This is a genomic window from Micromonospora sp. LZ37, assembly GCF_059359015.1.
This window is the reverse complement of the sequence record NZ_JCADBL010000003.1, coordinates 268,480-281,238: the sequence shown is the minus strand read 5'-3', so window position 1 is coordinate 281,238 and position 12,759 is coordinate 268,480. Positions and strand designations below refer to the sequence as shown.

Below are 12,759 nucleotides of genomic sequence, written 5' to 3'. Positions count from 1 at the left end.
TCATAGGGTCCGGTAGGTGTCCACCCGCCAACCGGAGGTCGATGTGGAGCTGCAACCGGGCCGCGAGGCCGCCGTCCGGGTCGCCGTCGCCACGCTCTGGTCCGCCCCCGAGGCGGTCCGGCCGATCGACGGCCCCGCCCTCGGCGCGCACACCGACATCCCCGGCTGGATCGCCGGGATGGACGCCGACCAGCACATCGGCGAGTGCGTGCTGAGCCAACTGCTGCTCGGGGAGCGGGTGCTGGTCACCCAGGTCCGCCCGGACGGCTGGGCGCACGTGGTCGCGGTGCAGCAGCCCGCGCCCCGGCTCGACCCGCGCGGCTACCCCGGCTGGCTGCCCACCGCCCACCTCGCCCCGCTCGCCCTGAAGCACGGGGGCGGGCCGGAGATCGTGGTGGACGCCGGGGTGACCGGGCTGCGCGCCACCCCCGGCGGGCCGGTCGTCGTCGCCGGGGTCGTCCTCGGCACCCGGCTGCACCGCGACGGGCCGCCCCGGGACGGCTGGCTGCCGGTGCACGTCCCCGGGCACGACCGGCCGCTCTGGATCTCCGAGACCGACGCGGTCCCGCTGCCCGACGCGGCGCCCGAGGCGGCCGAGGTGCTGGCGGTGGCCGAACGGCTCCGCGAGGTGACCTACGTCTGGGGCGGGGTCTCGGGGCACGGGATCGACTGCTCGGGGCTGGTGCACCTGGCCTGGCGGCGGTTCGGCGTCACGCTCCCCCGCGACGCCAGCGACCAGGCCACGGCGACCACCCCGGTGTCACCGGGCCAGGAGCGCCCCGGTGACCTGTACTTCTTCGCCCGCCCCGGACGCGGCATCCACCACGTCGGGATCGTCAGCGCCGCACCCGGGGACGACCAGCGGATGCTGCACGCCTGCTACCGCCGACGGCAGGTGGTGGAGGAGTCGCTCCCGGCCGAGCGGGTCGCCACCCTGGTGGCCGCGCACCGGGTCTGATCCCCCGCGTACGCCGAAGGGGCGCCCCCGTTCGCGGGGACGCCCCTTCTCGGCATGCCATGGTCAGCGGCGGGCTTCGGCCAACTCCCGCCGCCGGTCCCGCGACGACTTGATCAGGCTGGCGGCGGTCGCCACGGCGAGGGTGCCGAGGATGACCGTCAGCGACAGCCAGATCGGGATGTGCGGGGCCCAGCCGACGTGCTCGCCGCCGTTGATGAACGGCAGGTTGTTGTCCGCCAGGGCCTCCAGCACCAGCTTGACGCCGATGAAGCCGAGCACCACGGCGAGGCCGTAGCTGAGGTAGATCAGCCGGTCCAGCAGGCCACCGAGCAGGAAGTAGAGCTGCCGCAGCCCCATCAGCGCGAAGACGTTCGCGGTGAAGACCAGGTACGGCTCCTGGGTGATGCCGAAGATCGCCGGGATCGAGTCCAGCGCGAAGATCAGGTCGGTGGTGCCGATCGCGATCATCACGATCAGCATCGGGGTGAAGAGCCGCCGGCCGGCCTGGTGCGTGGTGAGCTTCGCGCCGTCGTAGTCCTTGGAGATCGGCAGCGCCTTGCGGCTCCACCGGATCAGCATGTTCTCGCTGAACTCGTCCTCGTCCGGCTCGCCCTGCCGGGCGAGGTTGACCGCGGTGTAGATCAGGAACGCGCCGAAGATGTAGAAGACCCAGGAGAACTGGGAGATCAGCGCGGCGCCGGCGGCGATGAAACCGCCGCGCATGACCAGGGCCAGCACGATGCCGATGAGCAGCACCTTCTGCTGGTACTGCCGGGGCACCCCGAACCGGGCCATGATGATGACGAAGACGAAGAGGTTGTCGACCGACAGGCTGTACTCGGTGAGCCAGCCCGTGTAGAACTGGCCGGCGTAGCTCGCCCCGGACGTCAACCAGAGACCCGCGCCGAAGACCAGGGCGAGGGCGACGTAGAAGCCGACCCAGAGGCTCGACTCACGGACACTGGGCTCGTGCGGGCGTCGACCGACGACGAGAAGGTCGACGAGGAGCACCGCCGTCATCGCGACCAGCGTTACCGCCCAGACCACTCCGGACACGTTCAAATTCATTCCTCCGGCAGACACGCTGCGTGGGCACACCGTACGCCGCCGCGCGGGCGGAACGGGTCACGACGCGAACTCTGGTGACTGTCGGAGGTCTCTTCCGCCGACGACCCGCAGGCGGGACGTCGACCGACGGGGCCGGGTCGGGTGCCGAGGGTTGGCGATCGACCGTGCTGACGACTCCGTCGCGAGGGAATACTCCCCTCCTCCGCCGCCATTGTTCCCCATCCGGGGTGGCGAGCGCACCTTCAGGGCCCTCGATTGCCGACAGGATCACGTTCGGACACGCTGCGGAACGGCGCACACCCGCTGCAACTTCCTAGGAGGCTAGGTGTCGCATCCCGGGCGTCGGACAGGGCGCCCCGGGCCGATTCGGACATCGGGGGGCGTGCGACGCTTCCGGGATGGTTCTTGAAGTCGCGCTCATCGACGTTCTGCCCGGGCACGAGGACGATTTCGCCGCCGCCTACGCGCAGGCGCGCTCGCTCCTCGCCGGCGCCGAGGGGTGCCGGTCGGTCCGGATGACCCGGGGCATCGAGACCCCCACCCGCTTCGTGCTGCTGGTCGAGTGGGACTCGGTCGAGGCGCACGACCAGAACTTCCGGGCCACCGAGGCGTTCGGCAAGTGGCGGGCGCTGATCGGCCCGCACTTCGCCGGCCCGCCCCGGGTCGAGCACTTCGTCGACGTGCCGGCCTGACCGACGATCCACAGCTGTCGTTGTCGTACCCCCGGGCTACCGTTCGGCGCACGTGCGGCACACCGGCCCCGACGCGTTCGGGGGCGCCGGGTCCGGTGGCCGCGGCTCGCGCCCGGCCGCCGAGCCTCAGCCGGCGTCGGCCCGCACCGCCTCCACCACCGGCGCGTCCGCCCGGTCCGCCAGCCGGCCCAGCAGCGCCCGGGTCTGCTCGACGGTCAACGCCGCCGCCGACAGCCATCCGGTGAGTCGTTCGTAGCGGCCGACCTCGACGTCGGCCGCCAGCCGCACGTCGGTGGTGAGCGCCTCCAGCATCACCGTCCGCGGGTCCGCCGGGTCCGGGAACGAGTAGACCGAGTACGCGGTCAACGGATGCACGCCGCCGGGCGGCGCGGCCCCCACCGGCACGACCCGCAGCGTCACGTTCGGCAGGTCGCCCAGCACCAGCAGGTGGTCGAACTGCTCACGCCACACCCCCGGCGGCAGGCCGGCCGGCTCGAAGACTCGTTCGTCGAGCAGCCCGGTGTAGCGCGGCGGTTCGGGACGACGCAGCACCTCCTGGCGAGCGAGCCGGGCCCGCACGTCGGCGTCGACGTCGACGTCCGGGTGCAGCAGCCGCCCCGCCGCGACCCGCAGCCGGGCGTAGCCCGGGGACTGGAGCAGCCCCGGCACGACGGCCGGCTGGTACTCCACGATCGCCGCCGCCCCGGCCTCCAGCTCGGCGTAGGTGCGCTGGCGCTCACTCATCTCGCCCAGCGCCTTCCACCACCCGCGGCTGGTCGCCGCGTCCCGGGCGATGACGATCAGCGCGTCCCGCTGCGGGGGCGGGACCTCGTAGACGTCGAGCAGGTCCAGCACGTCGGCCAGATCCGGCCGGCTCTGCCCCAGCTCGATGCGGGACAGCTTGGAGGTCGAGGCCCAGCCCAGCCGGCCGCACACCTGTTCCAGCGTCAGCGCCTCCCTTCTGCGCAACTGGCGCAGCTCCGCACCGAGCCGCGCCCGTCGGATGACAGGACTTGATGACAATGGCATCCCGGCCTCCCCACGACGGAGGGTACGCAGGACCGTCACGGACGGCAATACCTCGCTCGCACACCGCAACGACCGGTGCGGTGGCTTCCAGGAGTGAGGGACGCGTGGTCCGGACCGGCGGCCGTCCCGCCGGCGCGGTGGCGGTGGCCGGCGCCCCCGTGACGCCGGCCACCGCGCCGTCGGATCAGGCCCGGTACGTCCCGAACGACCAGACGTTGCCGGCCAGGTCCCGGGCCACGTAGTCCCGGGAGCCGTAGTCGGTGTCGAACGGCTCCCGGACGATCTGAGCCCCGGCTGCCCTCGCCCGCTCGTGGTGGGCGTCGACGTCGTCGACGCACACGTAGACGGCGTAGTCGTCGTCGGCCGGCCGGGCGCGCTGCCCGGCTCCCGCGCCGACCATGATCATGCCGGTGCCGAAGACCAGTTCCGCGTGCGCGACCGTCCCGTCGGGGCCCTCGTGCACCGCGTGGACGCGAAAGCCGAACGCGGCGCGGAGCCAGTCGATGGCGGCGCGGGCGTCGACGTACCGGAAGACCGGGTAGATGGTTCGCATGGGCACAGCCTGCCGCCCGGACGGTCAGCCCGGATTGGACGAATGCGATCCGGACGACGCCAGGGCCGCCGGAGTGGCGCCGGCGAACTCACCGAAGTCCCGGATCAGGTGCGACTGGTCGTAGTAGCCGCACCCGACGGCGAACTCCGCCCAGCCGCCCAGCCGCCCGAGCCGGTCCTCGCCGCCGGCCTCGCCGAGGGTCAGAGCGGGCACGGCGAGGGAGCGACCCACCGCGGCGTACGCCCGCTGGAAGCGCAGCAGCCGGCCGGTGGTCTTCGGCGCCAGGCCCAGCTCCTGCCGGAACCGGACCGCCAGGTGCCGCCGGCTCCAGCCCAGCTCGTCGGCCAGCTCGCCGATGCCGACCCGGCCGCCGGTGCCGGCGAGCCGACGCCAGGCCCGGCCCAGGCGCGGATCGACCGGCCCGGTGGCGGCCAGCCGCGCGCCGATCGCCGCGTCGAGCAGGGCGAACCGCCCGGGCCAGTCCGGCGCCTCGGCCAGCCGGCCGCGCAGCCGGTCGAGCCAGGCATCGGACAGCCGCTCGACGGCCACCGCCCGGTTGGCCAACTCCGCCAGCGGCACGCCGAGGATCCGGCGGGCCGCCGGCGGGGTGAGCAGCAGCTGCACCCCGAGGCCCACCCCGACGGTCGAGGTGGTGCAGTACGCGTCGAAGGGGCCCGCCACGAAGGAGTCGACCCGGTACGCCCCGCGCGACGCGGCCCTGGAGTCCACCACGTCCAGCGGGGCGCCCCAGCCGAGGACGACGACCACGAAGGCGCCGGCGACCTCCCGGCGAACCAGTGGCCGCGGCGCGTGCTCCCGGTAGCCCAGATAGCGGCCCACGAAGGGACGCAGCCGGGGATCGGGCACGCCGACGACCACCTCGTCGACCGTCGCGGCCATCGGCCCCTCCCGTCACTTCACGCCGGCGGCGTCCATCCCCCGCAGTTCCTTCTTGAGGTCGGCGACCTCGTCCCGGATCCGGGCGGCCAGCTCGAACTGCAACTCGCGGGCCGCGGCCAGCATCTGGTCGTTGAGCTCCTGGATGAGCTGCGCCAGGTCGGCGCGGGCCATCCCCTCCCGGGAGGGGCCGGTGGCGCCGGCGCGGCTGCGACTGCGGGTCTCCTTGACCGGGGCCTTGCCCCGGGAGAGCTGCCGCACGGCGCCGCCGACCCGCGAGCTCTCGGTGTCCTCGGCCTCGCGGTAGATGTCGTCCAGGATGTCGTGGATCTTCTTGCGCAGCGGCTCGGGCTTGATCCCGTGGGCCTCGTTGTGGGCGATCTGCTTGGCCCGCCGCCGGTTGGTCTCGTCGATCGCGTCGGCCATCGACGGGGTGATCTTGTCGGCGTACATGTGCACCTGGCCGCTGACGTTACGGGCGGCCCGGCCGATGGTCTGGATCAACGACCGGCCGCTGCGCAGGAAGCCCTCCTTGTCGGCGTCCAGGATAGCCACCAGGGAGACCTCGGGCAGGTCGAGCCCCTCCCGGAGCAGGTTGATGCCGACCAGCACGTCGTAGTCGCCCTTGCGCAGCTCGCGCAGCAGCTCCACCCGCCGCAGGGTGTCGACCTCCGAGTGCAGGTAGCGCACCCGGATGCCGTTCTCCAGCAGGTAGTCCGAGAGGTCCTCGGCCATCTTCTTGGTCAGCGTGGTGACCAGCACCCGCTCGTCCCGCTCGGTGCGCAGCTTGATCTCGTGCATGAGGTCGTCGATCTGCCCCTTGGTGGGCTTGATGACCACCTCCGGGTCGATCAGGCCGGTCGGGCGGATCACCTGCTCGACGAACTCGCCCTGGGCCTGCTCCATCTCCCAGGAGCCCGGGGTCGCCGAGAGGAAGACCATCTGGCCCACCCGCTCCAGGAACTCGTCGAAGCGCAGCGGCCGGTTGTCGGCGGCGCTGGGCAGCCGGAAGCCGTGGTCGATGAGCATCCGCTTGCGGGAGGCGTCGCCCTCGTACATGCCGCCGATCTGCGGGATCGTCACGTGCGACTCGTCGACCACGGTGAGGAAGTCGTCCGGGAAGTAGTCCAGCAGGCAGTGCGGCGGGCTGCCGGGCTGCCGGCCGTCCATGTGCATCGAGTAGTTCTCGATGCCGGAACAGAACCCGACCTGGCGCATCATCTCGATGTCGTACGTGGTGCGCATCCGCAGCCGCTGCGCCTCCAGCAGCTTGCCCTGCCGCTCCAGCTCCGCCAGCCGCTCACCCAGCTCGTGCTCGATGTCGCGGATCGCCCGCTCCATCCGCTCCGGACCGGCCGCGTAGTGCGTGGCCGGGAAGATCATCAGGTGGTCGACCTCCCTGACCACGTCGCCGGTGAGCGGGTTGAGGTAGTAGAGCTTCTCCACCTCGTCGCCGAAGAGCTCGATCCGGACGGCCAACTCCTCGTAGGCCGGGATGATCTCCAGGGTGTCACCGCGGACCCGGAAGGTGCCGCGCTGGAACGCCATGTCGTTGCGGGTGTACCGGATGTCGACGAGCCGGCGCAGCAGCTGGTCGCGGTCCAGCTCCTGGCCGACGGCCATCCGGACCGCGCGGTCGAGGTACTCCTCCGGGGTGCCGAGGCCGTAGATCGCCGACACGGTCGCGACCACCACCACGTCGCGGCGGGTGAGCAGCGACATGGTCGCCGAGTGCCGCAGCCGCTCGACCTCCTCGTTGATCGAGGAGTCCTTCTCGATGTAGGTGTCGGTCTGCGGGATGTACGCCTCGGGCTGGTAGTAGTCGTAGTACGAGACGAAGTACTCCACCGCGTTGTGCGGGAGCAGCTCGCTGAACTCCTTCGCCAGCTGGGCGCAGAGCGTCTTGTTGGGGGCGAGCACCAGGGTCGGCCGCTGCAACCGCTCGACCAGCCACGCCGTGGTGGCGCTCTTGCCGGTGCCGGTGGCGCCGAGCAGCACCGTGTTGCGGTCGCCGCGGCGCACCCGCCGCTCAAGATCGTCGATGGCGGCCGGCTGGTCGCCGGCGGGCTGGAAGTCGCTGACCACCTGGAAGCGGCCGTCGAGGCGGGGAATGTCGAGCGCCATGACCTCAACGGTACGCCGGAGGTCCGACACTCCGGCTCGATCGCCGTCCGCGCGTGACCGGCTTCGATATTCTCATTGTGGCGCACATCCCATCGCGCTAGCCTGTACACCGTAGGCCGCTCGCGGCGGCCGACCGGGCAGGTGGCCGAACCCTCACGGGAGGCCCGCCCCCGGCACGAGGGTCGCAGCACCCGGACATCACCGGCGTGCGCACCCGTGTGGTCGCGCTGAGAGCGCAGACCGGCCGCCGCGAGCGCCCCACCTCCCCACCGTCACCGCCGCCTCCGCGAGGCGTTCAACCTCTCGTGGACACCTTCCCCGAGCAGCCGTCACGTCCGCCGCCCGCCGACGTGTCCCCGGCCACGGCCGGCCGTACCGTAACCGTGCGCGGCCTGGCCGACGGACCGCGACCGGCCGACCACGCCGCCCGGGGCCGACGCCGGGCCGGCCGGCACCACCGCAAGGACGGTCGACGCGGCGCACCCCCGGCCTCGCCGCCGCCCCTGGCCGACGGCCCCGTCGAGGTTCCACCGACCCACCGCCGCGGCACCCTGGTCGCGCTCTGCGTGGTCGCCACGGCCACCGCCACCGCGCTGGTCGCCGGCCTGCTGGGCTGGGCACCGGAAGCGGCCGGGCCGGCGCGCGCGCTCACCGTCGGCGAGTCCGAACGGCTCGCCGCGGCCCGGGTCACCAACTACCGGGAGCTGCGGGCCGGTGTACGGGTCAGCGCCGGCACCGGCGGAGCCCGCGTCGACCTGGTGGGCTGGGTCGACTGGGCCCGGCAGCTCACCTACCTCGACGTGGGCGGCCCGGGCGCCGGACCGCACCGGGGCCTGCTCCAGGCGACACCGACGGTCGTCGTGGCGCGCCCCGACCCCACGGCGGTGCTGACCCCCGCGCTGCCCCCGCTGATCCCACCCACCGACCGCTGGCGACTGCGCGACCTGCCCGACGGTCGAGGCCCGGCGGCGGTGCTGGAGCTGCTCTTCGGGCTGGCCGCCGACCGGCCGGAACCGGCCGACCCGCTGCTGCGCGGCGGCGGCCGCTGGGTGGGGCGCACGCGCATCGGCGGCGAGCAGGTGGACGTCCTCCAGGCCCCGCTGCCCCGCCCGGCCGCGGCCGACCCGGACGTCACCCCGTCCGCCCCGCCCGCCGCCGGTGACCGGGACCCCCGCTGGTGGATCGACGGCGACGCCCGGCTGCACCGGTGGGAGGGGCGGCTGCCCGACGGGAACCCGGTCACCGTCGAACTGGAGCGCAGCGACCGGCCCACCCTCTGGGCGGTCGACGCGCTGGGCGGCCGCCCCGGGCTGCCCCGCGCGCTCACCGACGCCGAAGCCGCCCGCCTGGACCGGCTACCGGCCCGGCTGCGCGCCGTGGCCGGCGCGGCCGTCACCGTGGCCGCGCCCCTGGGCGCCGCCGCCAACCTGCGCGGCTCCGGCTGGCTGCGCTGGACCGGCCAGCTGGCCTACCTCTCGGTGGCCGACCTGGACACCCTCGGCCGGCACACGCTGCTGCGCCGCGACGCCGCCGGCTTCGCCCGGGCGGAGGTGCCGCTCGGCGCCGGCCCCACCGGCGCGCCCGACACCCCGCCGCTGCCACCGCCCACGGCGGCCGGCTGGCGGCCCGCTGCGGGGCCCACCGACGACCTCGACCGGCTGGTCGACGCGGCGCTGCGGGCCGGCGGGACCGCCGTGCGGCCCGGTTCGGCCGTACGGCTGCGCGGGGACCGGGTGGCCGGCCACCCGGTGGACGTGCTGGAGCTGCGCGCGCAGGGCCTGCGGCTGCGCTACTGGCTCGACCACACCGGCCTGCTGCGCCGACTGGAGCTGCGGACCGGGCAGGGCGCCTGGGCGCAGCTCGACCTGAACCCCGGGCCGGTGCCGGCCGGGATGGCGCCGACCGCCCCGACGACCCCGGCGACGCGCCCGAAGGCACCGGGCTCGGCCCGCAGGGCCGCCACGGCGCCGGCGACGCCGAAGGCCCGGCCGACGAGGCGGGCCGGCACGACCCGCTGACTCAGGGGCGCCAGCCGGTCTGCGCGGCCCACTCCTCGGCGCGCAGGTGCTCCTCGTCGAACCAGGGGTCCCGCGCCGTGGCGGAGCTGCCGCCGTCCGGGGCCCCGGCCGCCAGCTCCCGCTTCAGCGACAGGTACGCGGCCCGCTGGTCGGGATCGGCGCGGAGGTGGTCCCGCGTCAGCAGCGCGTACCGCCACCCCGGCGAGCCGGCCACCCGCAGGTGCAGGTTGACCGGGCGAGCCGGATCGGCGCTGCCGTGCAGCCGCTTCTCCCAGCGCCCGCTCCCGGCGGGGCGGGGGCTGTCCCACCACTGCCCCGGCAACCGGGGGAAGCCCGCCTCGGCGAGCCGCTCGGCCAGCGGCCCGTCCGCCTCGGCCAGCGACGGCACGGTCAGCTGGATGTCGATCACGTCCCGGGCGGCGAGGCCCGGCACGGCGGTCGACCCGATGTGGTCCACCCGCAGCTCCGCCGGGGCCACGGCGTGCCGGATCCGGGCGGCGAGGCGGGCGTACTGCTCAGGCCAGCTGGGGTCGGCCACGGTGAGCGCCACCGGCTGCGCCGCAACCGCACGCCGCTGCCGCACGTTGCGCTCGTACGGCACCAGGCGGTCCCGCCAGAGGGCGTCCACCGCCGCGTGCAACTGGTCGAGGCTGCCGTCGTTGACGAGCTCCACGTCCGCGACGGCCCGCCGACGGGCGTCGTCGGCCTGGGCGGCGATCCGCCGCTCGGCCTCCGGACGCGACATGCCGCGGTCGCGTTCGAGCCGCGCCAGGCGGGTGGCGACGTCCGCCCGGACGACCAGCACCAGGTGGTACGTCGGTGCGAGCCCGACCTCGACCAGCAACGGCACGTCGTTGACCACCACCGCGTCGGCGGGCGCCCCGGCGGTCAGCTCCGCGGTCCGCGCCCGCACCCGGGGATGGGTGATCGCCTCCAACCGGCGGCGGGCCGCCTCGTCACCGAAGACCACCGCGCCGAGCGCCGCCCGGTCCAGCGCGCCGTCCCGGTCGAGCACGCGCGCGGAGAAGGCGGCGACGATCTCGGCCAGCCCCTCGCTGCCCGGGGCGACCACCTCCCGGGCGATCCGGTCGGCGTCGACGACGACCGCACCGCGCTCGGCCAGCCGGGCCGCCACCGCGCTCTTGCCGGACCCGATCCCGCCGGTCAACCCCACTTTCAGCACCGGACCAGTCAACCGGATCACCCTCCGCCCCGCCACACCGGACCCGTCCCGTCCCCGTCGTCGGGCGGGCCGACCGCGTCAGCCCCGCTTGCGGCATGTCGCGGCGTCGCGCGCCAGGAAGGCCCCAACACGCCGCAAACGGGGTCATCACGCTGGGGCGAGGGGCGAGCGGCATGCGGGGCCGGCCAGAGCGGGGCCCGGCGGTGGAGAGGCGGCCCGGGTACGGCGAGGGCCCCGCCCCCGGCGACCCGGTGGAACCGGATCGCGGGGACGGGGCCCGTCGTCGTCGTCAGTGACGGCTCCAGGTGCTGCGCGGCGTCAGCCGCACCGAACTGGAGTTGTCAGCGGCTCACTTGCCGCCGGCGAGCTTCTCCCGCAGAGCGGCGAGCGCCTCGTCGGTGGCCAGGGTGCCGGCCGGCTCCTCGGCCTGACGGCTGGGGGCCGTGCTGGTCGTGGTGGTGGTGCCACCGGTCGACACGGCCGGAGCCGGGTTGGCAGCGGCCTCGGCGTCGGCGGCGCGGGAGGTCTGCACCTGCTTGGTGTGGGCCTCCCAGCGCTGACGGGCCTCGGCGTACTGGTTCTCCCAGGTCTCGCGCTGCTTGTCGTACCCCTCGAGCCACTCGCCCGTCTCCGGGTCGAAGCCCTCCGGGTAGATGTAGTTGCCCTCGGCGTCGTAGGTCGCGGCCATGCCGTAGAGGGTCGGGTCGAAGTGCTCCTCGCCCTCGACGAAGCCCTCGTTGGCCTGCTTGAGCGACAGCGAGATCCGGCGGCGCTCCAGGTCGATGTCGATGACCTTGACCATGACCTCGGAGCCGACCTGCACGACCTGCTCCGGGATCTCCACGTGGCGCTCGGCCAGCTCGGAGATGTGGACCAGGCCCTCGATGCCGTCGTCCACCCGGACGAAGGCGCCGAACGGCACCAGCTTGGTGACCTTACCCGGCACGATCTGCTGGATCGCGTGGGTGCGGGCGAACTGACGCCACGGGTCCTCCTGGGTCGCCTTCAGCGACAGCGAGACCCGCTCGCGGTCCAGGTCGACGTCCAGGACCTCGACCTCGACCTCCTGGCCGACCTCGACGACCTCGGACGGGTGGTCGATGTGCTTCCAGGACAGCTCGGAGACGTGCACCAGGCCGTCCACGCCACCCAGGTCGACGAACGCGCCGAAGTTGACGATCGAAGAGACGACGCCCTTGCGGACCTGCCCCTTCTGCAGCTTGTTGAGGAACTCGGTGCGCACCTCGGACTGCGTCTGCTCCAGCCAGGCCCGGCGGGACAGGACCACGTTGTTGCGGTTCTTGTCCAGCTCGATGATCTTGGCCTCGAGCTCGCGGCCGACGTACGGCTGCAGGTCGCGCACCCGCCGCATCTCGACCAGGGAGGCGGGCAGGAAGCCGCGCAGCCCGATGTCGAGGATGAGGCCACCCTTGACCACCTCGATGACCGAACCGCGGACGACGCCGTCCTCGTCCTTGATCTTCTCGATCGTGCCCCAGGCCCGCTCGTACTGCGCCCGCTTCTTGGAGAGGATCAGACGACCCTCCTTGTCCTCCTTCTGGAGGACCAGGGCCTCGATGTGGTCACCGACCGAGACAACCTCGGCGGGGTCCACGTCGTGCTTGATCGACAACTCCCGAGAGGGGATGACGCCCTCGGTCTTGTAGCCGATGTCGAGCAGGACCTCGTCCCGATCGACCTTGACGACGGTGCCTTCGACAATGTCGCCGTCGTTGAAGTACTTGATGGTCTCGTCGATCGCGGCGAGGAAAGCCTCCTCGGAACCGAGATCGTCGTGGGTGACCCGGGTGGCGCTCGAGGGGGCCTCGATGCTGCTCGTCATGTGGGCGGTTGCTCCGGTCGGATGGGTTGTCACAGCAGGCGTGGTGTCGCGGTGACCATTTCGCGCCAACGGATCCGCCACCGGGCACACCGAACGATCGCCAAGTGAAGATCATTAGTGGCTCCGGTGACCGCGCACCTGCTCCCTGCCGAGGCACACGATCCGCGAGCGCATCGTCTAGCCTACCCGCTGCATTACCACAGCGTGCAAGGCATCCCGGGTCCTCGCAGACTCACCAGCTGCGAAAGCGGAGATTTCAGTGGGAAACCGTCCCGATTGTCTCCTGCGTCACACCGGCCCCACGCGGAGAAGGTAGCGCACCACCGGACGGGTCGCCGTGCTCCCCCGACCGGCACCGGCCCGGCGCCGTCGGTCCCCGTCGGGGCAGGGCCTA

10 protein-coding genes are annotated in these 12,759 nt (G+C 73.4%); 3 read left to right on the top strand and 7 right to left on the bottom strand.

Features of this window, described 5'->3' with window-relative positions:
* Positions 1 to 16: 16 nt before the first annotated feature.
* A complete protein-coding gene (locus AC5L3Z_RS08935) occupies positions 17 to 958 on the top strand; it encodes a C40 family peptidase (protein WP_494840984.1) in 942 nt (313 codons plus the stop codon).
* Positions 959 to 1,021: 63 nt separating this feature from the next.
* Here AC5L3Z_RS08935 and AC5L3Z_RS08930 read toward each other — a convergent pair whose 3' ends face one another.
* Complete coding sequence (locus AC5L3Z_RS08930; protein ID WP_494841280.1) at positions 1,022 to 2,020, bottom strand: TerC family protein; 999 nt, start codon at positions 2,018 to 2,020, stop codon at positions 1,022 to 1,024.
* A gap of 404 nt (positions 2,021 to 2,424) precedes the next feature.
* Here AC5L3Z_RS08930 and AC5L3Z_RS08925 point away from each other — a divergent pair, with 404 nt between their 5' ends.
* On the top strand, positions 2,425 to 2,718 hold the full coding sequence (locus tag AC5L3Z_RS08925; RefSeq protein ID WP_494840982.1) for an antibiotic biosynthesis monooxygenase family protein: 294 nt from the start codon (positions 2,425 to 2,427) through the stop codon (positions 2,716 to 2,718).
* 126 nt (positions 2,719 to 2,844) lie between these two features.
* Here the strand turns inward: AC5L3Z_RS08925 and AC5L3Z_RS08920 are convergent, their stop codons facing one another.
* The 4 genes from AC5L3Z_RS08920 to uvrB form a co-directional block, all read right to left on the bottom strand.
* Positions 2,845 to 3,747, bottom strand: a complete 903-nt coding sequence (locus tag AC5L3Z_RS08920) for a helix-turn-helix domain-containing protein (RefSeq protein ID WP_494840980.1) — start codon at positions 3,745 to 3,747, stop codon at positions 2,845 to 2,847.
* A gap of 184 nt (positions 3,748 to 3,931) precedes the next feature.
* On the bottom strand, positions 3,932 to 4,300 hold the full coding sequence (locus AC5L3Z_RS08915; RefSeq protein WP_494840979.1) for a VOC family protein: 369 nt from the start codon (positions 4,298 to 4,300) through the stop codon (positions 3,932 to 3,934).
* 24 nt (positions 4,301 to 4,324) lie between these two features.
* Positions 4,325 to 5,200 (bottom strand): helix-turn-helix domain-containing protein, encoded by an 876-nt coding sequence (locus tag AC5L3Z_RS08910; protein ID WP_494840977.1) that lies wholly within the window; start codon positions 5,198 to 5,200, stop codon positions 4,325 to 4,327.
* A gap of 12 nt (positions 5,201 to 5,212) precedes the next feature.
* A complete protein-coding gene (gene uvrB / locus AC5L3Z_RS08905) occupies positions 5,213 to 7,321 on the bottom strand; it encodes an excinuclease ABC subunit UvrB (RefSeq protein ID WP_494840976.1) in 2,109 nt (702 codons plus the stop codon).
* A 383-nt stretch (positions 7,322 to 7,704) separates the two neighbouring features.
* Between uvrB and AC5L3Z_RS08900 the strand changes: the two genes are divergently transcribed.
* Positions 7,705 to 9,339 carry a hypothetical protein gene (locus tag AC5L3Z_RS08900; protein WP_494840975.1) on the top strand — a complete coding sequence of 545 codons (1,635 nt, stop codon included), beginning with the start codon at positions 7,705 to 7,707 and terminating at the stop codon, positions 9,337 to 9,339.
* A 1-nt stretch (position 9,340) separates the two neighbouring features.
* On the opposite strand, the gene coaE is transcribed toward AC5L3Z_RS08900, so the two are convergent.
* Both coaE and rpsA read right to left on the bottom strand, forming a co-directional pair.
* Positions 9,341 to 10,522 carry a dephospho-CoA kinase gene (coaE, locus tag AC5L3Z_RS08895; protein WP_494840974.1) on the bottom strand — a complete coding sequence of 394 codons (1,182 nt, stop codon included), beginning with the start codon at positions 10,520 to 10,522 and terminating at the stop codon, positions 9,341 to 9,343.
* Between the two features lie 349 nt (positions 10,523 to 10,871).
* Positions 10,872 to 12,365: a 30S ribosomal protein S1 gene (rpsA, locus tag AC5L3Z_RS08890; RefSeq protein ID WP_334450540.1), complete on the bottom strand. Its 1,494-nt coding sequence runs from the start codon at positions 12,363 to 12,365 to the stop codon at positions 10,872 to 10,874.
* Positions 12,366 to 12,759 lie beyond the last annotated feature (394 nt).

Excerpts from the sequence above, each read along its gene's own strand:
- AC5L3Z_RS08925 (WP_494840982.1), top strand. The coding sequence starts at position 2,425 with ATGGTTCTTGAAGTCGCGCTCATCGACGTTCTGCCCGGGCACGAGGAC.
- AC5L3Z_RS08920 (WP_494840980.1), bottom strand. The coding sequence starts at position 3,747 with ATGCCATTGTCATCAAGTCCTGTCATCCGACGGGCGCGGCTCGGTGCG.
- AC5L3Z_RS08915 (WP_494840979.1), bottom strand. The coding sequence starts at position 4,300 with ATGCGAACCATCTACCCGGTCTTCCGGTACGTCGACGCCCGCGCCGCC.
- AC5L3Z_RS08910 (WP_494840977.1), bottom strand. The coding sequence starts at position 5,200 with ATGGCCGCGACGGTCGACGAGGTGGTCGTCGGCGTGCCCGATCCCCGG.
- uvrB (WP_494840976.1), bottom strand. The coding sequence starts at position 7,321 with ATGGCGCTCGACATTCCCCGCCTCGACGGCCGCTTCCAGGTGGTCAGC.
- rpsA (WP_334450540.1), bottom strand. The coding sequence starts at position 12,365 with ATGACGAGCAGCATCGAGGCCCCCTCGAGCGCCACCCGGGTCACCCAC.